Annotated in this window: 27 protein-coding genes; 18 read left to right on the top strand and 9 right to left on the bottom strand. The window is 70.6% G+C overall.

Going from position 1 to position 24195, the window contains the following annotated elements; all coding sequences use genetic code 11:
* Positions 1-13: 13 nt before the first annotated feature.
* Both FGX59_RS23840 and FGX59_RS23835 read right to left on the bottom strand, forming a co-directional pair.
* Positions 14-187, bottom strand: a complete 174-nt coding sequence (locus tag FGX59_RS23840; RefSeq protein ID WP_138469635.1) for a DUF1328 domain-containing protein — start codon at positions 185-187, stop codon at positions 14-16.
* Between the two features lie 77 nt (positions 188-264).
* Entirely contained in the window at positions 265-654 is a 390-nt protein-coding gene (locus FGX59_RS23835; protein WP_138469634.1) for a hypothetical protein, read from the bottom strand.
* An 85-nt stretch (positions 655-739) separates the two neighbouring features.
* Here FGX59_RS23835 and FGX59_RS23830 point away from each other — a divergent pair, with 85 nt between their 5' ends.
* Entirely contained in the window at positions 740-1471 is a 732-nt protein-coding gene (locus FGX59_RS23830) for a Crp/Fnr family transcriptional regulator (RefSeq protein WP_138469633.1), read from the top strand.
* Positions 1471-2034: a YqaA family protein gene (locus FGX59_RS23825; protein ID WP_138469632.1), complete on the top strand. Its 564-nt coding sequence runs from the start codon at positions 1471-1473 to the stop codon at positions 2032-2034. The genes FGX59_RS23830 and FGX59_RS23825 overlap by 1 nt, the downstream gene beginning before the upstream one ends.
* A gap of 18 nt (positions 2035-2052) precedes the next feature.
* Here FGX59_RS23825 and FGX59_RS23820 read toward each other — a convergent pair whose 3' ends face one another.
* Positions 2053-2991 (bottom strand): putative zinc-binding metallopeptidase, encoded by a 939-nt coding sequence (locus FGX59_RS23820; protein WP_138469631.1) that lies wholly within the window; start codon positions 2989-2991, stop codon positions 2053-2055.
* A gap of 49 nt (positions 2992-3040) precedes the next feature.
* Positions 3041-3946 (bottom strand): formate/nitrite transporter family protein, encoded by a 906-nt coding sequence (locus tag FGX59_RS23815; protein ID WP_138469630.1) that lies wholly within the window; start codon positions 3944-3946, stop codon positions 3041-3043.
* 199 nt (positions 3947-4145) lie between these two features.
* On the opposite strand from FGX59_RS23815, the gene FGX59_RS23810 reads away from it, so the two are divergent.
* A complete protein-coding gene (locus FGX59_RS23810; protein WP_171060802.1) occupies positions 4146-5258 on the top strand; it encodes an AI-2E family transporter in 1113 nt (370 codons plus the stop codon).
* Positions 5259-5274: 16 nt separating this feature from the next.
* On the opposite strand, the gene FGX59_RS23805 is transcribed toward FGX59_RS23810, so the two are convergent.
* Together FGX59_RS23805 and FGX59_RS23800 are read right to left on the bottom strand one after the other, a co-directional pair.
* The gene (locus FGX59_RS23805; protein ID WP_138469628.1) at positions 5275-6099 is read right to left on the bottom strand and encodes a GNAT family N-acetyltransferase; all 825 of its coding nucleotides are present in this window, start codon (positions 6097-6099) and stop codon (positions 5275-5277) included.
* Complete coding sequence (locus tag FGX59_RS23800) at positions 6096-6773, bottom strand: GntR family transcriptional regulator (RefSeq protein WP_240722671.1); 678 nt, start codon at positions 6771-6773, stop codon at positions 6096-6098. Before FGX59_RS23800 ends, FGX59_RS23805 begins: the two co-directional genes overlap by 4 nt.
* A 253-nt stretch (positions 6774-7026) precedes the next feature.
* Here FGX59_RS23800 and FGX59_RS23795 point away from each other — a divergent pair, with 253 nt between their 5' ends.
* From FGX59_RS23795 to FGX59_RS23775, 5 genes are all read left to right on the top strand, one after another.
* Positions 7027-7998 (top strand): ABC transporter ATP-binding protein, encoded by a 972-nt coding sequence (locus tag FGX59_RS23795; protein WP_138469626.1) that lies wholly within the window; start codon positions 7027-7029, stop codon positions 7996-7998.
* 34 nt (positions 7999-8032) lie between these two features.
* A complete protein-coding gene (locus FGX59_RS23790) occupies positions 8033-9295 on the top strand; it encodes a PotD/PotF family extracellular solute-binding protein (protein WP_138469625.1) in 1263 nt (420 codons plus the stop codon).
* Between the two features lie 241 nt (positions 9296-9536).
* Complete coding sequence (locus tag FGX59_RS23785) at positions 9537-10397, top strand: ABC transporter permease (RefSeq protein ID WP_138469624.1); 861 nt, start codon at positions 9537-9539, stop codon at positions 10395-10397.
* Between the two features lie 3 nt (positions 10398-10400).
* The gene (locus FGX59_RS23780) at positions 10401-11237 is read left to right on the top strand and encodes an ABC transporter permease (protein ID WP_138469623.1); all 837 of its coding nucleotides are present in this window, start codon (positions 10401-10403) and stop codon (positions 11235-11237) included.
* Between the two features lies 1 nt (position 11238).
* On the top strand, positions 11239-11868 hold the full coding sequence (locus tag FGX59_RS23775) for an aspartate/glutamate racemase family protein (RefSeq protein WP_138469622.1): 630 nt from the start codon (positions 11239-11241) through the stop codon (positions 11866-11868).
* Here FGX59_RS23775 and FGX59_RS23770 read toward each other — a convergent pair.
* Together FGX59_RS23770 and FGX59_RS23765 are read right to left on the bottom strand one after the other, a co-directional pair.
* Complete coding sequence (locus FGX59_RS23770; RefSeq protein WP_138469621.1) at positions 11865-12740, bottom strand: serine hydrolase; 876 nt, start codon at positions 12738-12740, stop codon at positions 11865-11867. The two genes, FGX59_RS23775 and FGX59_RS23770, sit on opposite strands and share 4 nt — an antisense overlap.
* Entirely contained in the window at positions 12737-13366 is a 630-nt protein-coding gene (locus tag FGX59_RS23765) for an HAD family phosphatase (RefSeq protein ID WP_138469620.1), read from the bottom strand. Before FGX59_RS23765 ends, FGX59_RS23770 begins: the two co-directional genes overlap by 4 nt.
* 158 nt (positions 13367-13524) lie before the next feature.
* Between FGX59_RS23765 and FGX59_RS23760 the strand changes: the two genes are divergently transcribed.
* The 4 genes from FGX59_RS23760 to FGX59_RS23745 all read left to right on the top strand — a co-directional run bounded on the left by FGX59_RS23760 (position 13525) and on the right by FGX59_RS23745 (position 17573).
* Positions 13525-14802, top strand: a complete 1278-nt coding sequence (locus tag FGX59_RS23760) for a glycerate kinase (protein WP_138469619.1) — start codon at positions 13525-13527, stop codon at positions 14800-14802.
* Positions 14803-14805: 3 nt separating this feature from the next.
* Complete coding sequence (locus FGX59_RS23755) at positions 14806-15600, top strand: GNAT family N-acetyltransferase (RefSeq protein WP_138469618.1); 795 nt, start codon at positions 14806-14808, stop codon at positions 15598-15600.
* A 137-nt stretch (positions 15601-15737) separates the two neighbouring features.
* Positions 15738-15935 carry a DUF1127 domain-containing protein gene (locus tag FGX59_RS23750; RefSeq protein ID WP_138469617.1) on the top strand — a complete coding sequence of 66 codons (198 nt, stop codon included), beginning with the start codon at positions 15738-15740 and terminating at the stop codon, positions 15933-15935.
* A 246-nt stretch (positions 15936-16181) separates the two neighbouring features.
* Positions 16182-17573 carry a carboxylesterase/lipase family protein gene (locus tag FGX59_RS23745; protein WP_206078424.1) on the top strand — a complete coding sequence of 464 codons (1392 nt, stop codon included), beginning with the start codon at positions 16182-16184 and terminating at the stop codon, positions 17571-17573.
* 7 nt (positions 17574-17580) lie between these two features.
* On the opposite strand, the gene FGX59_RS23740 is transcribed toward FGX59_RS23745, so the two are convergent.
* Positions 17581-18747, bottom strand: a complete 1167-nt coding sequence (locus FGX59_RS23740; protein WP_206078423.1) for a cytochrome c3 family protein — start codon at positions 18745-18747, stop codon at positions 17581-17583.
* A gap of 141 nt (positions 18748-18888) precedes the next feature.
* Between FGX59_RS23740 and FGX59_RS23735 the strand changes: the two genes are divergently transcribed.
* The 6 genes from FGX59_RS23735 to nqrF are packed head-to-tail and all read left to right on the top strand — an operon-like array spanning position 18889 to position 24195.
* Positions 18889-20148 carry a Na(+)-translocating NADH-quinone reductase subunit A gene (locus FGX59_RS23735; protein ID WP_138469615.1) on the top strand — a complete coding sequence of 420 codons (1260 nt, stop codon included), beginning with the start codon at positions 18889-18891 and terminating at the stop codon, positions 20146-20148.
* Positions 20145-20924: an RnfABCDGE type electron transport complex subunit D gene (locus FGX59_RS23730; RefSeq protein WP_206078422.1), complete on the top strand. Its 780-nt coding sequence runs from the start codon at positions 20145-20147 to the stop codon at positions 20922-20924. Before FGX59_RS23735 ends, FGX59_RS23730 begins: the two co-directional genes overlap by 4 nt.
* Positions 20917-21717 (top strand): FMN-binding protein, encoded by an 801-nt coding sequence (locus FGX59_RS23725; protein ID WP_138469614.1) that lies wholly within the window; start codon positions 20917-20919, stop codon positions 21715-21717. The genes FGX59_RS23730 and FGX59_RS23725 overlap by 8 nt, the downstream gene beginning before the upstream one ends.
* The gene (locus FGX59_RS23720; RefSeq protein ID WP_138469613.1) at positions 21717-22370 is read left to right on the top strand and encodes an NADH:ubiquinone reductase (Na(+)-transporting) subunit D; all 654 of its coding nucleotides are present in this window, start codon (positions 21717-21719) and stop codon (positions 22368-22370) included. The genes FGX59_RS23725 and FGX59_RS23720 overlap by 1 nt, the downstream gene beginning before the upstream one ends.
* Positions 22367-22978 (top strand): NADH:ubiquinone reductase (Na(+)-transporting) subunit E, encoded by a 612-nt coding sequence (nqrE, locus tag FGX59_RS23715; RefSeq protein ID WP_138469612.1) that lies wholly within the window; start codon positions 22367-22369, stop codon positions 22976-22978. The genes FGX59_RS23720 and nqrE overlap by 4 nt, the downstream gene beginning before the upstream one ends.
* Positions 22975-24195, top strand: a complete 1221-nt coding sequence (gene nqrF, locus FGX59_RS23710) for an NADH:ubiquinone reductase (Na(+)-transporting) subunit F (RefSeq protein WP_138469611.1) — start codon at positions 22975-22977, stop codon at positions 24193-24195. Before nqrE ends, nqrF begins: the two co-directional genes overlap by 4 nt.

The following is a 24195-nucleotide window of genomic DNA, read 5'->3' as shown; positions in this document are numbered from 1 at the left end:
CGCCGCAAGGGCTCTAGCGCGGCACGTTCCCGCGGAACGCCCGTGCAAGCAGGGCGATCACGAAGAGCACGAGGAAGATGAAGAACAGGATCTGCGCAATGCCCGCGGATGCGGAGGCAATGCCGCCGAAACCAAACAGGCCGGCGACGAGCGCGACAACAAGGAACACAGCTGCCCAGTAAAGCATGGTCTCTCTCCTTTGGTAGCGCCTCCCGAGGAAGCGATTGCCCTGTCAACCCCCGGGGGCGGAGAGAGTTCCGTCGGTCACGGAAAAGAGCGGAATCCCAGATCCGCCAGCGCGGCGCGGAAGGTGGCGCCGGAGAAGGGGACGGGCAGCACGCGGATCTGCTCCGTGCCGGGCGCGGGGCCGCCCAGATCGGCGAGATCGCCCAGCAGCAGCACCCTGGCGCCGCGCGCTGCCGCCTTGTCCGCGACCGCCGGGTCGAGCGGGTCGTGGCGCATCAGCTTCAGCACGCAGAGGGTGACGCGGCCCAGCCCGGTGGCCAGCCGCCCGGCGCTCTCGGTATCGCCGCACATGTGGATCGCCGCATCGGGCATGACCTCGTGCAGGATCATCCCGATATCCGACTGGATGAAGGGATCGCGCTCCATCACCAGGATGACTGGCGGCGGGAAGGGAAGGGTTTCTGTCACGGGACTCGGCCTTATGCTCACGCCTCACTATGGAACTATCCGGGCCAGGGGGCATTTAACTGTGACATAGCCGGGGGACCATGACATGACCGTGAAATGCAGCGCCTGCCCGATCCGGCACCGCGACTGCTTCCTGCCGATGAGCGCCTCCGAGATCGCCGCGATGGAGCGATTCAAGACCGGCGAGCTGGTGGTCGAAGGCCGCAGCTCGATCCTGATGGAAGGCTCCAACAGCCCGCAGCTGTTCACTATTCTCGAAGGCCAGGGATTGCGCTACAAGACCCTGCCGGACGGGCGCAGGCAGGTGATCAGCTTCGTCTTCCCCGGCGATTTCGTGGGGTTGCAGGCAGGGGTGATGGCCGAAATGCGCCATTCGGTGGAAAGTGCGACCCGCATGCGGCTCTGCGTATTCGAGCGCGCCGGGCTCTTCGGATTCTTCCGCGACAATCCCGAGCGCGGCTTCGACCTGACCTGGCTTTCTGCGGTCGAGGAGCATTTCCTCGGCGAGAACATCCTGACGCTCGGCCAGCGCAGCGCCGAGGAGCGCATCGCCTGGGCCTTCCTGCGCATCTGGGAGCGGCTGACGGCGCTGAAGCTGCGGAGCAATGGCAGCGTGCCCTTCCCGCATCGCCAGCAGGACCTGGCCGACGCGCTCGGCCTGTCGCTGGTGCATACCAACAAGACCCTGGCGCGGCTGCGCAAGGCGCAGGTGGCCAGCTGGTCCGAGGGGCGGCTCAGCGTGCTCGATGCCGCCCGCCTTGCCGAGATCGCCCAGGCAGAGGAGGGCGAAGGCGCCCAGAGGCGGCCGCTGCTCTGATGAAGCTCTCCCCCTGGATGATCCGCATGGCCGAGGGCAGGACCGGCATCACGGTCCTGTCGGCGATGGAGGCGACCTTCCTGCCGATCCCGCTCGAGGCGGTGCTGGTGCCCTTGATGATCGCCCGGCCCGGCAATGCGCTCGCGCTGGGGGTCTGGTCGCTGGTCGGATGCCTTGCGGGGACCGCGATCCTCTACCTGATGGGGTGGTTCCTGGCCGATCCGGTGGTGCTGCCGCTCCTCGACTGGCTGGGACTCTCGGCGCAGTTCCAGGCGGTGCAGGACCGGCTCGATGGCGGGCGGCTCTTCGTCACCGTGCTGCTGCTGTCGGTCTCGCCCTTCCCGATCCAGCTCGCCTCGGTCGGATCGGGCATGCTGGGCAGCTCCTTCGCCATCCTGATGGCGGCCGTCACCGTCGCCCGGGGCGGACGCTACATGGGGCTCGGCGTGCTGGCGCATTTCCTCGGCCCGCAGCTGCGGGAGCTGCGCATCCCCCGCTGGGCCTGGGTGCCGCTGGCGGGGCTGCTGCTGGCGCTTTTCTGGGGGGTGTCGCGCGGGCTCTGAGGCCCGCGCGGGCGGCGCTCAGCTCGACAGCCGCCGGTCGAGCCAGCCAAGCGCGAAATCCAGCTTCTGGCGCACCGCGGGCGAGATCACCATCGGATAGGGATCCGGCTGGCCGAGCGCGCGGCACATGTGGTTCAGCCCGACCCCCGCGCTCTGCGCCCGGTCGAGCACGCCCTCGCCCGAGGGCGCCAGCCCCAGCGCGGCGGCACTCTGCGCCAAGTCCTCCAGATGCAGCGCATGGGCGGCGGTCTCGGCCCAGTCCTCGTGCGGATGGGCGCTGGCATAGGCGCTGATATGGCTGTCCTGCCAGGCCGGGTCGGGGCCGTTGTCGTAATAGGCCTCCAGCGCCGCGCCGTAATCGGCGCGCTCGTCGCCCATCAGCTGGCGGAAGGCGGGCAGGAAACCCGGCGCCTCGGCGCCCAGCCGGTCGAAGAGGAAATGCGCCACCTCGTGGCGGACATGGCCGATCATCGAGCGGATCGGCTCGTCGAATTCCTGCTGGCGGCGGATCGCGGTGGCCGGGTCGGCCTCCATGATGTTGAGCGTGATCAGCCCGTCGTCATGGCCCATCATCACCACCTGGCGGCGGCCCTCGATCTTCTCGGACATCAGGTGGAATTCCGGCAGGTTCGGCGTGTCGGATGTGAACCAGCCGAGCCGCATCAGCCCGTTGAAGACCCAGCGCTTGGCTGCCTCGGTGGCGGCATGCAGCTCCTGCGCGCCGGGCGCGGAGAGGTCCGGGACCACCGTCGTCGTCGCGCAGGACAGGCAGAGCCCGCCGGGCGCGGCCGCGGTCCAGGAGCAGCCGAGGCTGTCGCGGTTGGCGCAGCATCCGGCGCCCCCGGCCGCGACCAGCTCGCGCAGGGCCGGGTCATAGGCGACCTCGTGCCCGTTGGCGCAGTAGCTCGACTCGGGGAAGACCCGGATGCCGCAGGCGGGGCAGGGGAGAATGTCCAAGGGTTCGGTCCTTCGTGCCAGTGTTCTTGCCAGTGTCAGGGTGCCCGTGTCAGGGCTTGTGCCCGGCCTGGCGGCGGTCCTGGACCTCGATCCGGACCTGCGCCCAGGCGAGCGCGGTGAAAACGAGCGTGCCGCCCAGGATGTTGCCCGCCAGCACGGGCAGCCACCAGCCGCCGAAGCCCGCCGCGGGCGATATGCCGCCATCGAGCATGACCAGCACCAGCTCGACCGAGCCCGCGATCACATGGGTGAAGCCGCCCATGGCGATCATCCAGGTCATGGCGCCGATCACGAAGAAGGCCGAGGCCTGGGCCTGCGGCAGCAGCCAGACCAGCGCGGCGATCAGCACCCCGGCGGGGATGCCCTTCAGGAAGGCCTCCATCGGGCCCAGCTCGACGGCATGCAGCGAGATGTCGAGCGCGGCGCCCAGGATGTCGGGCGGCAGCACGCCGGGCCGGGACAGGAACCAGCCCGCCACGAAGGCGCCCGCGACATTCGCCGCCAGCACGATCCCCCAGAGCCGCAGCACCCGGCCGAGGCAGCGCGGGCAGGGATCGGCCAGGAAGGGCAGCACCGTGGTGATGGTGTTCTCGGTAAAGAGCTGCATCCGCCCCAGGATGACGATCAGGAAGCCGAGCGAATAGCCCATGTTCTCGATGATCGCGCGCCAGGGCAGGTCCGGCAGGGCCGAGCGCAGCGCCGCCTCCGCCAGCACCGAGACCGAGATCAGGATGCCCGCGGCGCAGCCCGACCAGATCAGCGCATTGACCGGCCGGCCCAGCTCCTCGTCGCCGTCGCGGCGCACCACCTCGTAGATCAGCCGCGGCGACAGGCTCGAGGCTTCCGAGACGGTGTCCTCCTCGGCCGCGGAATCAAGCGTCGCGCCGGTCCGCGGGCGCGGCAGCGGCTTGATCCTGGGCGTGACGGGGTTGCGGGCGAGGTTCTGTCGGGTCATCGGGGCTCTTGGAATTACTCGTGCGAAAACTTGTCGGCCGTCAAACGCGCCATGCCCGCGGATTGTTCCGCAGGGCCGCGTCCGGCGCGCGGGAACCCGCCGCGGCTTCCGGACGTTCGCCTGCCAGCGCCGCACAACGAGGAGTTGCCAGAATGCCCAGACCCGCCCGCCCCGCCCGTCCCTGCGGAGGCGCCCGTCCGTGACCCTCTCGCGCAACGTGCTGACCACGGCCGCGGTGATCCTCGTCGCCCTGATCGTGCTGAAGCTGACCAAGGCGATCTCCGCGCCGATGGTCCTGGCGCTGACCCTCGGCGTCATCGTCTCGCCCGTGGTGGATTTCGCCGCGCGCAACCGCATCCCCTCGGCGGCGGTGGCGCTGTCCATCACCTTCGGCACCTGCCTGGCGGTCTTCGGCGCCGTGCTGGTCCTGGCCCCCGCGATCGAGGGCGCGGTGCGCGAGATCCCCGAAATGGTCGACGAGGCCCGCGACACGCTGGAGGGGCTGGTCACGATCGGCCAGAACCTGCAGGAGATGTCGAAGGAGGTGAACGACGCCATCTCGGCGGATGACAAGGCGACCAGCGTGCCCGCGCCGCCTCCCGATCCCGAGCAGCAGGCCGAGCTCTTCTCCTTCTGGGACGCGGTGCTCTTCGCGCCGCAGATCGCCGCGCAGGCGCTGGTCTTCCTGGCGACGCTGTTCTTCTTCATCCTCACCCGGCGGCAGATCTACGACTGGCTGGGCAATTCCTTCCCCTCGGGGCGCGAGGATCTGGCGACCAAGGACCTGCTCTACTGGGCGGACACCTCGGTCTCGCGCTATTTCGTGACGATCACCGGGATCAACGCGGTGCTGGGGCTGGCGACCGGGCTGGGGCTCTGGGCGCTCGGCATTCCCTCGGCGCCGACCTGGGGGATGCTGGCCTTCCTGTTGAACTACCTGCTCTATCTCGGGCCGGTGCTCTTCGCCGCCTCGCTGCTGGTCGCGGGCTTCGTGACCTTCGACGGGCTGCTGAGCTACGCGCCGATGGCGATGTACGTGGCGATGAACTTCACCGAGGGCTATTTCGTCACGCCCTCGCTGGTCGGCCACCGGCTGACGCTGAACCCGCTCTTGATCTTCGTGACGCTGACCGTCTGGCTCTGGCTCTGGGGGCCGGTCGGCGGGATCGTCGCGCTGCCGGTGCTGGTCTGGGTGCTGGCGGTCTCGGGGCAGCTGAAGATCACCGAGAGCCCGCGCAAGCTGCGGCAGAAGCGGCGGCGCGCCCAGGGCAAGGCGGATTTCCATCCGCTCAGCGGCAAGCTGTCCTCCTGACGCGGCGCGCGCGCGCCTAGCCCAGCTCCATCGTCGCGATGGCAAAGAGCCCGGGCCCGGTTTGCGGGGCCGGGCCGCGGTACATCCGCGCCGTGGCGAAGGTCATCTCGAACCCGGCCGCCTGCAGCCTGGCCGCCAGCCCGGCCTGCGCCTCGGGCAGGTCGACGATCACCCGTTCCGCCTCGAGCGACGCCGCGGCGCCCGCGATCAGCGCCCAGGCGCTGTCCTCGTCCGGGGCGATGACCGGCCCGATCTTGCAGCCCTCGCGGCATTGCCGCGCGGTGGCGAAACCCTCGACCCGGCCGTTCCGGTCCAGCACGGTGGTGCGGCGGGTGCGGGTGCGCATCAGCCAGGCGGCCAGGAAGTCCGGCCGCTCGATGCCGTTGGCGTCGCGGTCGAGCCGGGCGAGCGCCGGCAGGTCGGCCCCGGCCGCGGCCCGCAGCCCCTCGATCTCGCCGATCGGCGCCGGTCCCTCGTGGCGCTGCGTCGCGCCGTGCAGCGCGAAGCCCGAGCGGGCATAGTTCGCCTGCTGCGCGGCCACCCCGTCGAGCCCGACCGTGCGCGATCCGGCATGGGCCAGCGCATGGGTCCACAGCGCATAGCCGATCCCCAGCCCGCGGAACTCCGGCAGGCAGAGATAGAGGCCGAGAAAGGCGTAGGCGGGGGAATGGTTCACCACCGAGATCGCCGCCACCGGCCGGCCATCGGCCTCGGCGACGAAGAAGCCGCCGGGATCGGCCGCGCGGAAGGCGCCCGCATCGCCCAGCCCGGGATTCCATCCCTCGGCCGCGGCCCAGTCGATGATCAGCGCGACCTCGTCTGCCGTTGCTACCCGCATCATCCGCTCAGCGCCTCCTTCAGCGTTTTCGGCTGGGCAGGGGCGTCGCGCAGATCGAGCGAGGTGTAAAGGTCCAGAAGGTGGCTTTTCATCAGCGCCTCCGCCTCGTCGGCATCGCCGCGCTCCATCGCGCCGATCAGCGCGTCATGGGCATGGCTCTCGCAGAGCGCCGCGCGGCGCTCCCAGTAGAGCGCGATGATCAGCGAGGACCGCGACACCAGCTGGGCGATGAATTCCGCGATCGTCTCCTGGTTGGCGATCCGCGCCACCTCGTTGTGGAAGGTGCCCGAGAGGTAGAGCGCGCGGCCGTCGTCGCCCTCGGCCAGCGCGGCATGCTCGGCCTCGATATGGGCGCGCAGGCGGGCGATCTCTGCGGGACCGGCGCGGCGCGCGGCCGAGCGCGCGGTGGTCGGCTCGACCAGGCTGCGGGCCTCGAAGACCTCGCGCGCCTCGCGCACGCTCGGCTTGGCGACGAAGGCGCCGCGGTTGCGCTTCAGGTCGACCAGGTGCTGATGCGCGAGCTGCTGGAGCCCCGCGCGCACCACCGTGCGGCTGACGCCGAAGATCTCGCCGACCTCGTCCTCGTTCAGCTTGGTGCCCGGCGGCAGCCGGTGCTCGTGGATCGCGACTGCGAGCTTCTCGGCCACTTCGGCGCTGCCAATCACCTGCCTTGCCACTGGCGCTGCCCCTTTTCCGTCATGTCCCCTGCAGATTGTGCGCTTGGACGGGCAAGGACAAGTCCGCGGCTTCCAATACAGCGGGCCTCCGGATTGTATACGAATCTTGTCCAAATCGTGAGCGCCCAGACCTCGGAAACGTCCAAAGCTTGGGCGAAACCGGTGCAGCGCGGGTCCGCGGCCGGAAAACGCTTCGTTTCGCGGCGCGGATCGTGTCGCGTACCCGCAGAGACGGCAGACAGGGGATGGCGGCATGCGCTCGGGGCAGGATCTGGAACTGGTGCACGTGACCAAGCGCTATGGCGACACGGTGGCAGTGCGCGACGTCAGCCACGTCTTCGCCAACGGCACCTATGTCTGCCTGCTGGGCCCCTCGGGCTGCGGGAAATCGACGACGCTCAGGATGATCGCCGGGCACGAGAGCATCTCGGAAGGCTCGATCGTGCTTGACGGGCATGACGTGTCGCGGCTGCCCCCGGCCAAGCGCGGCACGGCGATGATGTTCCAGAGCTACGCGCTGTTCCCGCATCTGAGCGTGCGCGACAACGTCGCCTTCTCGCTGCGGATGAAAGGCGTCGACAAGGCCGCCCGCCACAAGGCGGCGGACGAGATGCTGGAGCTTGTCGACATGACCCATCTGGCCGGGCGGCTGCCGGCGCAGCTGTCGGGCGGGCAGCAGCAGCGGGTGGCGCTGGCGCGGGCACTGGTGACGAAGCCCAGGGTCCTGCTCCTCGACGAGCCGCTCTCGGCGCTCGACCCGTTCCTGCGCATCCGCGTGCGCGCCGAGCTGAAGCGGCTGCAGCGCGAGCTGGGCATCACCTTCATCCACGTCACCCACGGCCAGGACGAGGCGCTGGCGCTGGCCGACGAGATCGTGGTGATGAACAACGCGGTGATCGAGCAGGCGGGCAATGCCCGCGACGTGTTCTCGGCGCCGAAGACCGAATTCGTCGCCCGCTTCATGGGTGGCCATAACGTGATGACGGTCGACGGCGCGCGCTACGCGCTGCGGGCCGACGAAGTCGAGCTGGGCGAGACGGGGCTGCCTGCCACCGTGCGCACGGTCGAATACCAGGGCGCCCATGTCGCGGTCACCGCGATGGCGGGCGAGGAGGAAGTGCTGGCGCTGGTGCCGGAGGGACGCTTCTTCGAGAACCCGAGGACTCCGGGGGATGCGGTCGGGCTGAGCTGGGACGCGTCCCGGCTGCACCGGCTGACCGCGTGATCCCGGCAATACCGAACCAACAGGAGACAGAAGAATGGCAAAAGTCGGCTATACCCGCCGCTCCGTCCTGAGAACCGGCGCCGCCGCCGCGGCGGCCTCGCTTGCCGCGCCGATGGTGTGGTCGCAGGAATCGAAGAACATCGTCCTGCGCCAGTTCGGCACCGGCGTGTCGAACCTCAACGAGGTGGCGACCAAGGTGAAGGAAGATCTCGGCATCACGCTGGAGATGACCGCGCTCGATTCCGACGCCGTGACCCAGCGCGCCGCGACCCAGCCGGACAGCTTCGACATCGCCGATATCGAATACTGGATCTGCAAGAAGGTCTGGCCGACCGGCAACCTGCAGGCGATGGACGTCTCGAAGATCGCCAATTACGACAAGATCGTCGGCATCTTCAAGGACGGCAAGCTGACCCCGGAAAGCGAGATCGCCCAGGGCACCGCGCCGCACACGGTCGGCTTCGTCGAGGGCCAGGGCTCGACCAAGTTCGCGGACGAGCAGACCAACTGGATGACGCTGATCCCGACGATCTACAATGCCGACACGCTGGGCATCCGCCCCGACCTGATCGGCCGTCCGATCTCCAACTGGTCGGAGCTGCTGAACCCGGAATTCAAGGGCAAGGCCTCGCTGCTCGACATTTCCTCGATCGGCATCATGGACATGGCCATGGTCTGCGAGTCGATGGGCGAGATCCAGTACGGCGACAAGGGCAACATGACCCGCGAGGAGATCGACAAGACCATCGCGATCTTCACCGAGGCCAAGAAGAACGGCCAGTTCCGCGCCTTCTGGAAGACCTTCGACGAGAGCGTCAACCTGATGGCCTCGGGCGAGGTGGTGATCCAGTCGATGTGGTCGCCGGCGATCACCGCGGTGAAGTCGCGCGGCATCCCCTGCGTCTACCAGCCTCTCGAAGAGGGCTACCGCAGCTGGGGCGGCGGCATCGGCCTGTCGAAGTCGCTGACCGGCATGGAGCTCGACGCGGCCTATGACTACATCAACTGGTATCTCTCGGGCTGGGTCGGCGGCTTCCTGATGCGCCAGGGCTACTACTCGGCGGTGCCGGAGACCTCCAAGGAGTTCATGACCGCGAACGAGTGGGGCTACTGGTTCGAGGGCAAGGAAGCCACCGACGTGATCACCTCGCCCTTCGGCGACGAGCTGGCCCAGGCGGGCGAGACCCGCGACGGCGGCAGCTTCTACGACCGCATGGGCTCGGTGGCCTGCTGGAACTCGGTGATGGACGAGAACCAGTACATGGTCCGCAAGTGGAACGAGTTCATCGCGAGCTGATCCGCGCGTTCGGAAGGGGGGCGGGCCGATCCTCGCGCCCCCCGGAAGCCGCGCGCTGATTTTCGCGTCCTGACGGGCCGCGCGGCCCTCCGGAACGCGATCCAGCGGACGCCCGCCTTGCGGGCGGCATCATGTCCCCGCCCGCGGACTGGCGTCCGCGGGCGGGTCTCGGGGGCCCTGAGGGCCCCCTCGGGCGCCCTGGCGGGCGCGCGCCCTGCAGACCGAAGCCCCGGGAGACCCGATGCAGATCCTGAAGAACCGCCATCTTGCCGGCTGGCTGCAGGCCGCGCCGCTGACGCTGATCCTGCTGGGCTTCCTGGTCCTGCCGATCGCCACGATCGTGATCGTCAGCTTCTGGCAGGCGACCGAATTCTCGATCATCCCGGCCTTCTCCTTCGAGAACTACGAGTTCCTCTTCGGCTCGGCGGTGACCGGACGGGTGTTCCTGGCGACCTTCCGCTATGCCTTCATCACCTGGGTCTTCACCCTGGCGATCGGCTTCACCGTCGCCTACTACCTGGCCTTCCACATCCGCAGCCAGTCGGTGCAGATCGCGCTGTTCCTGCTCTGCACGATCCCGTTCTGGACCTCGAACATCATCCGCATGATCTCCTGGATCCCGTTCCTCGGGCGCAACGGCATCGCCAACCAGACGCTGATCAGCTGGGGGGTGGTCGACCAGCCGGTGGAATGGCTGCTCTATTCCGACTTCTCGGTGATCCTGGCCTTCGTGCATCTCTACACGCTCTTCATGGTCGTCCCGATCTTCAACACCATGATGCGCATCGACCGCTCGCTGATCGAGGCGGCCTATGACAACGGCGCGAGCGGATGGCAGACGCTGGTCCATGTCATCCTGCCGCTGTGCAAGCCCGGGATCATGATCGGCACGATCTTCGTGGTCACGCTGGTGATGGGCGATTTCATCACCGTGCGCTTCATGTCCGGCAGCCAGCGGGCCAATGTCGGACGGCTGATCTCGAACGACATCTCTCTGCTGCAGTACCCTTCGGCGGCGGCGACGGCGGTGGTGCTGCTTTGCACCGTGCTGATCACCATCGCGATCCTGCTGCGCTTCGTCGACATCCGCAAGGAGCTCTGATCCATGGAAAAGCGGTCCACCGGCTTCTGGGTCCTCACCGTCTTCTTCGCGCTCTTCATGCTCTTCCTCTACGGGCCGACCATCACCATCGGCATCCTCAGCTTCCAGGGCGAGGGCGGCGGGCTGACCTTTCCGATGCGCGGCGTCTCGCTCTACTGGTTCCACGACCTCTTCCAGGAGCAGGCGGTTGGCGACATCTGGGGCGCCTTCCGGCGGTCCTTCGCGCTGGGGCTGATGGTCATGGTCACGACCGTCGTGGTCTCGGTGATGGGCGGGCTGGCCTTCCGCAAGCGCTTTGCCGGGTCGGGGATGCTGTTCTACCTGATCATCGCCTCGCTGGTGATCCCCTCGATCCTGATCTCCCTGGGGGTCGGGCTGATCTTCAACCAGTTCGGGCTGAAGATCCACTGGGCGACCAGCGGCTTCGGGGCGCAGCTGACCTGGACGCTGCCCTTCGGGCTCCTGATCATGTTCGCGGTCTTCAACCGCTTCGACAAGAGCTACGAGGAGGCGGCGCGCGACCAGGGCGCCACGGCCTGGCAGACCATCGCCCATGTCGTGCTGCCGATCATCGCGCCCTCGCTGATCGGGGTCGGGCTGTTCGGCTTCACGCTGAGCTATGACGAATTCGCCCGGACGCTCCTGACCGCGGGCAGCTACAACACGCTGCCGCTGGAAATCTACGGCATGACGACCAATGTGACGACGCCGGTGATCTATGCGCTGGGGACGCTGACGACGATCTTCTCCTTCGGGATCATCGGGGTCTTCATCCTGACGGTCTGGATCATGGGCAAGCGGCGGGCGCGGCTGGGCTCGGATGCGGGGAAGGGCGTCTGAGGTGCGCATCCTCTACCTGAACCCGAATTCCACAGCGGCGATGACCGAGTCGATGGTGGCCGAGGCCGCCTTGGCCGTGCCCGGGCACGAGGTCATCGGCTGGACCAACGCGGCCGGGCCGGCGGCGATCCAGGGGGCCGAGGACGGCGCCGTGGTGGTGCCGCAGCTGCTGTCGCTGCTGCCCGCGGCGGAAGAGGCCGGGGCCGAGGCGATCGTCATCGGCTGCTTCGACGATACCGGCCTCGAGGAGCTGCGCGCCGCCGCGCATTGCCCGGTCATCGGCGTGGGGCAGGCGGCCTATCACATGGCCGCCCTGCGCTGCGGGCGCTTTGCCGTGGTCACGACGCTGGAGGTGTCGGTGCCGGTGATCGAGAGCAACCTGCGCGCGCAGGGCTTTGCCGCGGCCTGCAGCGGGGTGATCGCCAGCGGCATTCCGGTGCTCGAGGTCGAGGAGGGCAGCCCGCGGGTGCTCGACCGGCTGGCGGCCTGCATGACCGGATCGGGGGCGCCCTCGGTGGTGCTGGGCTGCGCGGGGATGGCGCGCCATGCGGGCGTGCTGGCGGCGCGGACCGGGATGGTGCTGGTCGACGGCGTCGCCGCCGCGGCGCGGCTGTCGGTGGCGCTGGCCTAGGGCGCCAGCGCCAGACGGGCCGCCTCGCGCTCTGCCAGCCCCTCTTCGGTGCCGTGGACGAAGACCGCGACGGTCGCGGGCGGCGAGGCCTCGGGATAGTGGTAGACCGCATTCGTCGAGAACGGCCCGCCGCCGGAATGGCCGAAGGCGCGGCCCGCCGCTCCGGCCTGCCCGGTCATCATCCCCAGCCCGTAGCCATGCTCCGTCCAGGGACGCCCCGGCAGCGCGCCGCCAAGCCGGTGCATCCGCGCCATCTCGGCCACCCGCGCGGGCGGCAGCAGCCGGCCCCGGACCAGCGCCTCGAGCAGATGCGCCGCGTCCCCGGCCGTACCCACGAGGCAGCCGTGATAGACCCAGCCGGGATGGTAGCGCCGCGCCTCGGGCCAGAGGATGGCGCCGAAATCCGCGCGGGTCTCCGCCAGCCGCAGCGAGGCGAGGCCGAGCGGCCGGGCCAGCGTTTCCGCGACGAGCGCGGCGAAGGACAGGCCCGCCGCCGCCTCCACCGCCTGCCGCGCCAGCATGTAGCCGGTGTTCGAATAGGCCCAGCCCGCGCCCGGCGCGAAGAGCGGCCCCAGCGCCAGGACGCGCGCCAGCAGCTCGTCCTCGGGCCAGGGCGTCCCGTCCGCCTCGACGGCGCGGCGATAGGCGGCGAGCCCCGGATAGTCCGCCAGCCCCGAGCGGTTGGCCAGCAGCTGGCGCAGCGTGAAGTCCCGCCCGGGCAGGGCCGCATCCAGATCGAGCGCGCCGGCCTCCGCCAGGCGCAGCGCGGAAAGCGCGATCACCGTCTTGGTGAAGCTCCACCAGGGAAACAGCGCCTGCGGATCGCCCTCCTGCCGGATCCCGGCGGCGGTGATCCGGCAGGCATGGATCACGCCGCGGCGATCAGCGCCTCGAGCTCGGCCATCGAGCCGAGCTTGCGCGCGCCCGCCGGGGCCTCGACCTCGCTATAGGGAACGATCAGCACCTGCATCCCCGCGGCCAGCCCGGCCCGGGCGCCGGTGCCCGAATCCTCCATCACCACCGCCTCGGAGGGTTCGACCCCCAGGAGGTAGGCGGCGCGCAGGTAGATCTCGGGATCGGGCTTGCCCGTGCGCACGTCATTGCGGCTGACCGTGGCCATGCCGGGGGAGATCAGCCCCATATGGCCCAGATTGGCCTCGACGATGATCCGGTCGGAATTCGAGGCCACCGCCTGCTTCATCCCGGCCGCCTCGGCGGCCTGCCAGGCCTCGACCGCGCCTGGCATCGCCTTCAGCATGCCGACGCCCTTCATGTAATGGCCGTACTTGATGCGGATCCACTCGTCGAAGGGCAGCGACAGGCCGGCCTCGGCGCAGAGCCACTCGTAGACCGCATCCGCCGCCATCCCCAGCACCTTGTCGTGCATGTCCGGATCCGGCGCGATGCCGAGCGATTTCAGCGCTTCCGCCAGCGCATGTTCGTGCAGGGGCTCGCTATCGATCAGCGTGCCGTCCATGTCCCAGAGAAGCGCTTTCATGCTCGTCACCTTTCGGCCTTCGTTGCGGCTGTTACCGCTGACACCAAAGCCGAAAGCGCGGCGGAAGGAAATGCGGCCTTTGATCTGGGCGTTTTGCCGGTGGACGCGGCGGGGGGCTTGGCTAACATCGGGCCGACCCTGCTAGAAGGACCTCCGCGATGACCGATCCCGCTGCCGACCGCGCGCTCCTGACCCGCCTCTTCGAGGCCGCCGTCGCGGCCGCCGACCCGGCGCAGATCCTGCCGCGGCACCTGCCGCCGAAGCCCGCCGGGCGCACCGTGGTGATCGGCGCGGGCAAGGGCGCGGCGCAGCTCGCCGCCGCTTTCGAGGCCGTCTGGGACGGGCCGCTCGAGGGCGTGGTCGTTACCCGCTACGGCTATGCCGTCCCCTGCGAGCGCATCCGCGTGATGGAGGCCGCCCATCCCGTGCCCGATGCCGCCGGGCTGGCGGCGGCCGGGGCGCTCTTCGCCCAGCTCGAGGGGCTGACGGAGGACGACCTGGTCGTCGCGCTGATCTGCGGCGGCGGCTCGGCGCTCCTGCCCGCGCCGCCCGAAGGGCTCGATCTCGAGGACGAGGCGGCGCTGAACAAGGCGCTTCTCGCCTCCGGCGCGCCGATCTCGGCGATGAACGCGATCCGCAAGCATCTCAGCCGGATCAAGGGCGGGCGGCTGGCCGCGGCGGCGCATCCGGCGAAGGTGGTCAGCCTGATCGTCTCGGACGTGCCGGGCGACGATCCCGCCCAGGTCGCCTCCGGCCCGACCGTGCCCGACGCGGTCAGCCTGGCCGATGCGCTGGCGCTGGTCGAGCGCTACCGCATCGCGCTGCCAGACCGGGTGGCGGCGGCGCTGGCGCAGGCGGAGCCCGCGCCGCATCCCGGCGATCCGGTCTTCGCCGGGCACGAGGTGCATGTGATCGCCTCCGCCGGCCTGTCGCTGCGCGCCGCGGCCGATGCGGCCGCCGCCGAGGGCCTGCCCGCCGCGATCCTCTCGGACGCGCTCGAGGGCGAGGCGCGCGAGGCCGGGCGCTTCCATGCCGCGCTGGCTGCCCATGCCGCCCGCGAGGGCGCGCCCTTCGGCCCGCCGGTGGTGATCCTCTCGGGCGGCGAGACCACCGTCACCCTGACCGGAGAGCCGGGCCGGGGCGGGCGCAACACCGAATTCCTGCTTTCCGCCGCGCTCGATCTCGACGGGGTCGAGGGCGTCACCGCGCTGGCCGCCGACACGGACGGGATCGACGGCTCGGAGGAGAATGCCGGCGCCTTCGCCGACGGCACGACGGTCGCGCGGATGCGCGCGGCCGGGATCGACCCGGCGGCGCATCTGACGGGCCATGACGCCTGGAGCGCCTTTGACGCGATCGGCGATCTCTTCGCGCCCGGCCCGACCGGGACCAATGTCAACGACTTCCGCGCCTTCGTGCTGCGCGGGCGGGGCTGAGCCATGGAGGCGACGCTGGCGCTCGGCACTTTCGGGCCGGAGCATCTCCCCGCCGCCTGCGCGCTCTCCCGCGCCGAGGGCTGGCCGCATCGCGAGGCCGACTGGGCGCTGATCCTCGGACTTTCGGAAGGGCTCGCGATCACCTCGGGCGGCAGGCTCCTCGGCTGCGGCATGCTCACCCGCTATGGCGGGGCGGGGCGGCTCTCGATGATCCTCGTGGCGCCGGAGGCCCGCGGCCGCGGGCTCGGCCGCCGCCTCCTTGCCGCGCTGCTTGATCTGGCCGGGGACCTGCCGCTTTCGCTCTGTGCCACGGAAGCGGGCGCGCCGCTCTATGCCAAGGCGGGTTTCCGCGCGAGCGGCGTGGTGGAGCAGTGGCAGGGTGAAGTGCCTGCCGCGGCCGCCGCGCCGGATCCCGCGCCGGGCGATCCCGCGGCGGCGCTGGCGCTCGACCGGCGCGCCACGGGCTGCGACCGGCAGGCGCTTCTCGCCGCGCTCGGGCGCGAGGGCCGGCTGCTCGGCGCACCCGGCGGCTACGCGCTGCTGCGGGCCTTCGGCCATGGCCATATGCTGGGCCCGGTGGTGGCGCCGGACGCGGCGGCGGCGCTGGATCTGGTGCGCCGGGGCGCTGCTCTCGCGGCGGGCGGCTTCCTGCGGACGGACCTGATGGCGGGCCATGTGCCGGCCGCCGCGCTGACGGCGCTCGGCCTGTCGCTGCGGGACCGCGGAACGGTCATGGCGCGGGGCGATCTGCCCCCCGCCGAGGGCGTATTCGGGCTGGCATCGCAAGGCTTTGGCTAAGTTCAAGAGGCCATGCGCCGGCTGCAAACCGGGATGGCGGATCCGGCATTGGTGTTTTCACAGTGCACGACTTATGTGCATCCCGAAGGCAGGAATGGCCCTCATTTCTGCACTGTGAAAACTCTCGGAGACATCCAATGACCACCGCTACCCTTGCCGCGCGCAAGCCGTCCTACACGCTGCGCATCTATGACACCCTCGCCGCCGGCTTTGCCCGCGCTGCCCGCATCGAGAAGACCCGCCGCGCCCTGAACGCGCTGTCCGACGAGACGCTGCGCGACATCGGCCTGTCCCGCGACGAAATCGACAGCGCCGCCGCACGCGCCGTCCGCTGAGACCGCGCTTTGCGCCGGCCGGCGCAAGGCATCCGGTAAGATGTTCCCGCAGCGTCGCTGCGGATGCCAATGGCGGCCCCTTCGGGCCGCCTTTCTCGTTTCCGCCGCCCCGTGCCGCCGCCGGGCCCTGCAGGCTGGCCCGATCCGGCCGGCCTCGGGCCTCCGGGCGCAAGGGCAGCCGGGTCGGGCCTTGCTCCGCTCTGCCCCCGCGATATGCTCGCCGGGACAGCCGAGGCGGAGACCGAGATGACCCCGGACCAGGACCCCATCGTCACCCTTGCCAGCGGCGCCCTGCGCGGCCGGATCCGCGACGGCGTGGCCGCCTGGAAGGGCATTCCCTTCGCCGCCCCGCCGCTGGGTCCGCTGCGCTGGCGCGCGCCGCAGCCCGCCGCGCCCTGGAGCGGGCTGCGCGAGGCCGCGGAGTACGGGCCCGACTGCATGCAGGTTCCGGTCGATATCGATGCCGCGCCGCTCGGCGCCCGGGTCGACGAGGACTGCCTCTACGCCAATATCTGGCGACCGGCCGCGCCCGCCGACGGCCCGCTGCCGGTGCTCGTCTGGATCCATGGCGGCGCCTTCGTCAATGGCGGCGCCTCGCCCGCGGTCTATTCCGGCGCGCCGCTCGCGTCGCAGGGCATCGTCTTCGCCAGCTTCAACTACCGGCTCGGCCGGTTCGGCACTTTCGCCCATCCCGCGCTGACCCGCGCGGATGAAGAGGACGGGCTCCTCGGCAATTACGGACTGCTCGACCAGATCGCCGCGCTGGACTGGATCCGCGCCAATATCGCGGCTTTCGGCGGCGATCCGGAGAATGTCACCCTGATGGGCGAAAGCGCCGGCGGCGCCTCGGTGCATTTCCTCGCCACCTCGCCGCGCGCGCAGGGGCTCTTCCACCGCGCGGTGATCCTCTCGGGCACGGCGGGCACCCGTCCGGGCAGTGCCACCCTGGCGGAAATGGAAACCGTCGGCGCCGAATTTGCCAGCCGCCACGGCATCGCGGGCGACGGGCCCGAGGCGCTGGCGGCGCTGCGCGACCTGCCCGCCGAGGCGGTCTGCGGCGGGCTCAACTGGATGACCATGGGTCCCGAGGCGGGGCGCAGCTGGGCCGGGCCCTTCGTCGACGGCCGCATCCTCGCCGATCCCGGGGCCGCCTATGCGGCAGGGGACTGCGCCCATGTGCCGGTGATGATCGGCGCGACCGATGACGATCTGGGCGGGCGGCTCGGCTACATGATCGCCGGCGCGCGCCATGCGGCGCGGCGCTTCGCCCGGCTCGGCCTGCCGGTCTGGCACTACCGGTTCGGCTATGTGCCCTCCTCGGTGACCGCGGCCGGGGCGGGCCATGCCTCGGACATCCCCTTCTTCCTGGCCACCCAGGCCGCGCGGCTCGGCAGGGCCGAAACCGCCCGCGACCGCCAGGCCGCCCGGCAGATCAGCGGCGCGCTGCTGCGCTTCGTCAAGACCGGCGATCCGAACGGGCCGGGGCTGGCGGAGTGGCCGTGCTTTGCCGAGGGGCAGGACTGGATGATGGACTTCGCCCGCGACGGTAGCGCCACGGCCGGGCCCGACCCCTGGGGGGCGGAGATCGACGCCGCGCCGCCGCCGGACAATCCCGATCCGGTCGCAGCGCGGCGCTGAGCCGGGCTCAGCGGTTCAGGCCGAGCGCGGCGAAATCGCCGCCCGTCGCCGCATAGAGATCCTCGGTGGAATCGTAGAGCAGCTCCAGCGCGTAATGCGGATTGTGGACATGGATGCCGTGATCGGCATTCACCACCTTCCAGTTATAGGCGGCCTTCAGCATCCGCGGCGTCCAGGCATTGTAGCGGACCGGCTTGCCAGCGGCCTGGTCGACCAGACCGTCGCCATTGGCGTCGGCGAAGAAATACGGGTGATGCGCGCCGTCATAGACCACCGGAACCCCGGCCACGCCGGCGGCATAGGCCTCGATCGCGGACATCAGCACGGCGGAATTGGCCTTGATGTCCTCGTAGATCCCCTTGCTGGTATCGCCGCTGCCGTCATAGCTCTGGCGCGAGATGCGGATCGCCTTGTCGTCGCCGGTCTGGTGGCAGATCAGGCAGGTGTCCTGGGTGACTTCCAGGCTGTGCGGGTCATGGCAGCTCAGGCAGCCCGAGACCGGCTTGGCATGCAGGAAGCGCCCGGTGTAGTCCTTGCCGTCGTACTGGTAGCCGAGCTTGCCGTAGCTGCCGAAATTCGACGCTGCCGCCCCGGCGTAATGCGGATTGACGAAGCCCAGATCGGCGCCCACCTCGTCCTCGCCCAGATCGCCGGCCGCCTTGGTGACGCTGGCGCCCGAGCTGCGCGCCTGGTGGCAGGTGACGCAGGCTGCCTCGGCCGAGGAGGTCACCGGATGCATCACCCCCGAGGGCAGCGCGACTTCGGTGATCCGTCCCAGCCCGGGATCGTGGCAGGTGCCGCAATCGACCACCCCGCCGGTCGGCACCGGCGCCTCGGGCAGGCCCGGGGCCGAGCCGTCGAGCCCGTGATAGCTGCGGAAGCCCGCGCCCGAATGGCAGACCGAGCAGTTCGGCGGGATCGCGCCATCCTCGTCCCAGTGCACGAAGGCCTCGGAGGAGGCGTCGGAATGGCCCGACCGGATCCAGGCGGCAATAGCGCGGGCATTCGGGATCTCGATCCGGTCCGGGGAATAGGGGCCGCTGCGCGGCATCACGAAGGTCGAGACGCTGCCGCCGCCCGTCTCCGGGGCGGCCTCCTGGGCAAGGGCGGCTGAGGAAACAAACAGCCCGGCAAGGGCGATGAAAAGGGCGGAAAAACGTGTCCGTATCGGCATGGCAATATCGCTTGACGACTTTCGGTTAGGAGTTGTTAACATGCTGGCATCGGTCGGGAGTCGTTTCAAGATGTATCTAAGATACGGATTTGAAATGGAATTCGCAGGCCTCAACTGTTGCCGTATCCTTGGGAGAGGGCTGTGCCGGGTTTCTGGTCAAAGGGTTTGACGGTCGGGCCGCGAGGTCCCGGCTTTGTTGCGCAACCGGAGACGGTCCTGACCGACGAGGCCTCGCTCCTGGCGGAGCTTTCCGAGGATCTGCGGGTCGAGCCGCTGGCCGGGGAGGATGACCTGGTCGCGCAGGGCGCGCCGCTCCTGCGGCTGCGCAATCCCGCCGGAACGGTGCTGGCCGCGCCGATGGCCGGGCGGGTCGGGCATCTGGATCTGGGCCCGGGCAACCGGCTGCGGCGGATCACGCTCTTTGCCGAGGCGGCGGGCGGGCGGCACCGCCACGCGCTGCCCGGCGAGGGCGATGCGGCCGCGCTGCGCGGGCTCCTGCAGGGGGCGGGGCTCTGGGGCGGCTTCCGCTCGCGCCCCTTCGGCCGGATGCCGGGCACCGAGGAGGCCCCGGCGGCGATCTTCGTCATGGCGCTCGACAGCCGTCCCGGCGCGCCCGACCCGCGCGAGGCGATCCGCGGCGCCGAGGAGGCCTTTGCCCGCGGGCTCGCCGCGCTGAAGCTGCTGGCGCCGGGCCATGTCTTCCTCTGCCGCGGCGAGGGGCCTTTCCTGGCCGGGGAGGACGATCCGGAGCTGCGCGTTCTCGAATGCCGCAGCCTGCATCCGTGGGGGCTCGCGGGCTTCCAGATCCACCATCACTTCCCCGCCGCGATCGGCCGCCCGGTCTGGGACATCGCCGCCGAGGAGGTCGCCGCGATCGGCGAGCTTCTGGCCACCGGCCTGCTCCGGCCGACCCGGCTGGTCTCGGTCACCGGCGACGGGCTGCGCGACCCGCGGCTGCTGCGCTGCCAGCCCTGGGCGGATCTGCGCGGGCTGGCCCAGGGCCATCTGCGCCCGGGGCAGAGCGTCATCCTCTCGGGCTCCGTGCTCGAGGGGCGGGAGTCGCGCTGGCTGCGCCCCGGCGACCGGCAGGCGACGGTGGCCCGGCCCGCGCTGCCTGCGGCGCGCAGCCACTGGTTCCTGCGCGCGCTAAAGGGCGCCTCGCGGCCGCTGCCCTTGATCCCGACCGCCGCGGTGGAGCATGCGCTTGGCGGCGCGCTGCCCGCGATGGCCTTCCTGCGCGCGCTCTCGGCGGGCGACAGCGAGGCGGCGGCCAGGCTCGGCGCGCTCTCCTTCCTGGCCGAGGACATGGCGCTGGCCGACTATGTCACCTGCGCCGAGCCGCGGCTCTCGGCGCTGCTCGGCGGGCTCCTGGCGCGGATCGAGGCGGAGGAGGCGGCATGACGGCGCGCGGCATGTGGCATCGCGAGACGGTGGCGGAGCTCCTGCTGGCGTCGCTCCTGCCGGTGGCGCTGGTCTGGCTCGGCCTGGCGGGGGGCGCGGGGCTCCTGCGGCTGGCGGTCTTCCTCGTCGTGGCGGGCATCTGGCACGTGATCTGGATGCTGGCCCGGGCGCAGCCGCCTTCGCTGGCCGGGACGGTCACCGCGCTGGCCCTTGCCGTGCTGGCGCCGGGCGATCTGGGCCTGCTGGCGCTGATCCTCTCCACCAGCTTCGGCGTGGTGGTGGCGGAGCTCGCCTTCGGCGGCTGGGGGCGCAACGTGCTGAACCCGGCCACGGTGGCGCTGGCCTTCATGGGCTTCGGCTTCCCGGCCGCGCCCTGGCCCGAGCTGCCGGTGCAGATCGGCTGGGCGGCGCTGCCGGCGCTGGCGATCGGGCTCGGCACCGGGATCATGGCGCCGGGGCTGGTCCTCGGCGCGCTCCTCGCGCTCGGCGCGGGCTGGGCGGCCGGGCTGCCGGTGGCGGCGGTCTTCCCGGCGGCGGCCGGCGTTCTGGCGCTTCTCGTCGCCGATCCGGTGGCCTCGGCCTCGACCCGGCTCGGGCGCTGGCTGAACGGGCTGCTCTATGGCGGGCTCGTCTCGCTCTTCCTCGCGCTCTGGACCGGCGCGGCGGCGGTGCAGCTCGCGGTCTATGCCGCGCTCTTCGTCTCGCTCGCCGCGCCGCTCTGCGACGAGATCGCGATCACGCTCTGGCTCCTGCAAAGGAAACGGCGACATGGCTGACCTGAACCCGATCCGCGCCTGGCAGCGCCTGCTGGCGCAGCCCAATGACAGCCGCGGCAAGACCGTGCTGGTGGCGGTGCTGACCGCGCTTTTCTGCACGCTGCTGGTCTCGGGCGCGACGGTGGTCCTGCGCCCGGTCCAGACCGCCAACCGCGCGGCCGAGACCCAGGCGCGGCTGGAGGCGCTGCTGGCCGCGATCCCCGGCATGTCCGAGATCCTCGAAGCCTCCGAGGACGCGGTGCTGGGCACGGTGGTCGTCGATCTCGACCGCGGCCGCGCGGCTCAGGGGATCACGCCCGGGACGCTGGAGACCGCGCTGGCCGACACCGCCAACTGGACCGCGCTGAGCCCCGAGGAGGATGTTGCGGGCATCGGCTCGCGGCCCGATTTCGCCCAGATCTACCTCCTGCGCGAGGGCGGGGCGGTGGCGCTGATGATCCTGCCGATCTCGGGGGCGGGGTTCAACGGCGCGATCGACGCGATGCTGGCGGTCAATGGCGACATGGAGACCATCGCCGGGATCGCCATCCTGTCGCAATCCGAGACCCCGGGGCTCGGCGCGCGGATCGAGGAACCGGCCTGGCAGGCGAGCTTCGCCGGCACGCGCTGGCAGGACGCCTCGGGCGAGATGCGCTTCGAGGTCGCCCGCGGCCGCGCCGCCTCGGAATTCGAGGTCGACGGCATCACCGGCGCCACCCGCACCAGCTCTGCGATGGAGCGGATCGTGCGGTTCTGGCTGGGGCCGAAGGGCTACGGGCCGCTGATCGCGGCGGTGAAACGGGGGGAATTCTGATGGCGCTGCCACGGCTTTTGACCCTGCCCCTGATCGGGCGCAACCCGGTGACGGTGCAGATCCTCGGCATCTGCTCCTCGCTGGCCGTGACCACCTCGCTGGAGACGGCGGCGACCATGGCTGTGTCGCTGACCGTGGTGCTGGTCCTCTCGTCGCTGATCATCAGCCTGATCCGCCGCCACCTGCCGAACTCGATCCGGCTGATCGTGCAGATCGTCATTGTCGCCTCGCTGGTGATCGTCATCGACCAGATCCTGCAGGCCTACCTTTTCGCGATCAGCCAGCGGCTGTCGGTCTTCGTCGGGCTGATCACCACGAACTGCCTGGTGCTCGGCCGGACCGAGGGCTTCGCCCGGTCGAACCCGCCGGGCCCGGCGATGCTCGACGCGCTCGGCAACGGGCTGGGCTATTCCCTGATCCTGGTCGCCGTCGGCGCGGTGCGCGAGCTCTTCGGCCAGGGCACGCTGATGGGGCTGACGGTGCTGCCGACGGTCGACCAGGGCGGATGGTTCACGCCGCTCTCGCTGATGCTGCTGGCGCCCTCGGCCTTCTTCCTGCTCGGCTTCGTGGTCTGGGGGCTGCGCAGCCTCTATCCCGAGCAGCAGGAGGCGCCCGAGACCGAGCCCCCCTCCGTGGCGGAGGCGCGGACATGAGCGGATATGCCGATATCTTCCTCAAGGCGATGTTCGTCGAGAACATGCCGCTGGCCTTCTTCCTGGGGCTCTGCACCTTCCTGGCGCTGTCGAAGCGGCCGGGCACGGCGGTCGGGCTCGGCATCGCGATGATCGGGGTGATGGGGATCACCGTGCCGCTGAGCCAGATCATCTACACCGCCGTCCTGGCGCCGGGCGCCTGGGCCTGGGCGGGGCTGCCCGAGGTCGATCTGAGCTACCTGTCGCTCCTGTGCTTCATCGGGCTGATCGCGGCGGCCGTGCAGATGCTCGAGATGCTGCTCGAGCGCTTCGCCCCCGCGATCCACGCCGCCTTCGGGGTGTTCCTGCCGCTGCTGACCGTGCAATGCGCGATCCTGGCGGCGAGCCTCTTCATGGTCGAGCGGCGCTACACGCTGCCTGAATCCTTCGTCTTCGGCATCGGCAGCGGCGCGGGCTTCGCGCTGGCCGTGGTGATGCTCTCGGCGGTGCGGGCGCGGCTGGCCTATGCCGACCTGCCGGGCGGGCTGCGCGGGCTGGGCGTGACCTTCATGCTGGCCGGAATGATGTCGCTGGGCTTCTCGGCCTTCGGCCAGATGGTGGCGCCATGACCGAGATCCTGCTGGGCCTCCTGGTCGTCCTCGGCCTGCTCCTGCTGCTGACGCTGGTGCTCCTGGGCGCGCGCGAGCGGCTGCTGCCCGGCGGGGGGGCGACGGTGACGGTCAATGGCGGGACCCCGGTCGAGGCGCGCCAGGGCGACACGCTGCTTCTGACGCTGCAGAATGCGGGCTTCGGCATTCCGGCGGGCTGCGGCGGCAAGGGCAGCTGCGGGCTGTGCCGGGTGACGGCGCAGGGGCCGGGCGCGGGCGAGCCGGGCGCCACCGAGAAGGGCATGCTCTCGGCCCGCGAACGGCGCGACCATGTGCGGCTGGCCTGCCAGGTCTCGGTCAAGGGCCCCTTGGAGGTCGAGCTGCCCGCGGGCCTTCTCGGCGCCGAGACCCGCGCCTGCCGCGTGGTCTCGAACCGGATGCTGGCGCCGCTGATCCGCGAGCTGGTGTTGGAGCTGCCGGGCGAGGAGGATCTGCAGTTCCGCGCGGGCAGCTTCATGCAGCTCTCGGTGCCGGGCTACCGGCTGCCCTTCTCGCAGATCGAGATCCCCGAGGCCTTCCGCGAGACCTGGGAGGATGCCGGCTGGCGCGGCCTGGTCGCCTCGTCGCCGGGGCCTGCGACCCGGGCCTATTCCATCGCCAACCGGCCGCAGGACCGCGGCCGCGCGGTGTTCAACATCCGCCTGGCCGTGCCGCCGCCCGGGCGGGAGGAGAGCGTGCCGCCGGGGCTGGTCTCGAGCTACCTCTTCGGGCTGAAGCCCGGCGATCCGATGGAGCTTTCGGGGCCCTATGGCGATTTCCATGCCCAGCCGACCGGCCGCGAGATGGTCTTCGTCGGCGGCGGGGTCGGCATGGCGCCGCTGCGCGCGCTGATCCACGAGCAGGTGGCGGCGGGCGCGCCGCGCAAGATGACCTATTTCTACGGCGCGCGCTCGGCCATCGACCTGTTCTACACTGCGGAATTCGACGCGATCGCGGCGGCGCATCCGGGATTCTCCTGGGTTCCCGCGCTCTCGGACCCGGCGCCCGGAGACCGCTGGACCGGGCCGACGGGCTTCATCCACAACACGCTGGCGGGCTTCCTGCGGGAGCATCCGGCGCCGGAGGACTGCGAATACTATCTCTGCGGCCCGCCCCTGATGATCGCCGCGGTGCGCCGCACGCTCGACCAGGCCGGGGTGGAGCCGGAGCGGATCTTCAGCGACGATTTCGGGGGGTGA

This window comes from Poseidonocella sp. HB161398 (assembly GCF_005870025.1).
Classification (GTDB): Bacteria; Pseudomonadota; Alphaproteobacteria; order Rhodobacterales; family Rhodobacteraceae; genus Mangrovicoccus.
The sequence above is the reverse complement of the archived record's forward strand: the minus strand, read 5'-3'. Positions and strand labels throughout refer to the sequence as shown.

Excerpts from the sequence above, each read along its gene's own strand:
- FGX59_RS23840 (WP_138469635.1), bottom strand. The coding sequence starts at position 187 with ATGCTTTACTGGGCAGCTGTGTTCCTTGTTGTCGCGCTCGTCGCCGGC.
- FGX59_RS23830 (WP_138469633.1), top strand. The coding sequence starts at position 740 with ATGACCGTGAAATGCAGCGCCTGCCCGATCCGGCACCGCGACTGCTTC.
- FGX59_RS23825 (WP_138469632.1), top strand. The coding sequence starts at position 1,471 with ATGAAGCTCTCCCCCTGGATGATCCGCATGGCCGAGGGCAGGACCGGC.
- FGX59_RS23815 (WP_138469630.1), bottom strand. The coding sequence starts at position 3,946 with ATGACCCGACAGAACCTCGCCCGCAACCCCGTCACGCCCAGGATCAAG.
- FGX59_RS23805 (WP_138469628.1), bottom strand. The coding sequence starts at position 6,099 with ATGATGCGGGTAGCAACGGCAGACGAGGTCGCGCTGATCATCGACTGG.
- FGX59_RS23795 (WP_138469626.1), top strand. The coding sequence starts at position 7,027 with ATGCGCTCGGGGCAGGATCTGGAACTGGTGCACGTGACCAAGCGCTAT.
- FGX59_RS23790 (WP_138469625.1), top strand. The coding sequence starts at position 8,033 with ATGGCAAAAGTCGGCTATACCCGCCGCTCCGTCCTGAGAACCGGCGCC.
- FGX59_RS23785 (WP_138469624.1), top strand. The coding sequence starts at position 9,537 with ATGCAGATCCTGAAGAACCGCCATCTTGCCGGCTGGCTGCAGGCCGCG.
- FGX59_RS23780 (WP_138469623.1), top strand. The coding sequence starts at position 10,401 with ATGGAAAAGCGGTCCACCGGCTTCTGGGTCCTCACCGTCTTCTTCGCG.
- FGX59_RS23765 (WP_138469620.1), bottom strand. The coding sequence starts at position 13,366 with ATGAAAGCGCTTCTCTGGGACATGGACGGCACGCTGATCGATAGCGAG.
- FGX59_RS23760 (WP_138469619.1), top strand. The coding sequence starts at position 13,525 with ATGACCGATCCCGCTGCCGACCGCGCGCTCCTGACCCGCCTCTTCGAG.
- FGX59_RS23755 (WP_138469618.1), top strand. The coding sequence starts at position 14,806 with ATGGAGGCGACGCTGGCGCTCGGCACTTTCGGGCCGGAGCATCTCCCC.
- FGX59_RS23750 (WP_138469617.1), top strand. The coding sequence starts at position 15,738 with ATGACCACCGCTACCCTTGCCGCGCGCAAGCCGTCCTACACGCTGCGC.
- FGX59_RS23745 (WP_206078424.1), top strand. The coding sequence starts at position 16,182 with ATGACCCCGGACCAGGACCCCATCGTCACCCTTGCCAGCGGCGCCCTG.
- FGX59_RS23740 (WP_206078423.1), bottom strand. The coding sequence starts at position 18,747 with ATGCCGATACGGACACGTTTTTCCGCCCTTTTCATCGCCCTTGCCGGG.
- FGX59_RS23730 (WP_206078422.1), top strand. The coding sequence starts at position 20,145 with ATGACGGCGCGCGGCATGTGGCATCGCGAGACGGTGGCGGAGCTCCTG.
- FGX59_RS23725 (WP_138469614.1), top strand. The coding sequence starts at position 20,917 with ATGGCTGACCTGAACCCGATCCGCGCCTGGCAGCGCCTGCTGGCGCAG.
- FGX59_RS23720 (WP_138469613.1), top strand. The coding sequence starts at position 21,717 with ATGGCGCTGCCACGGCTTTTGACCCTGCCCCTGATCGGGCGCAACCCG.
- nqrE (WP_138469612.1), top strand. The coding sequence starts at position 22,367 with ATGAGCGGATATGCCGATATCTTCCTCAAGGCGATGTTCGTCGAGAAC.
- nqrF (WP_138469611.1), top strand. The coding sequence starts at position 22,975 with ATGACCGAGATCCTGCTGGGCCTCCTGGTCGTCCTCGGCCTGCTCCTG.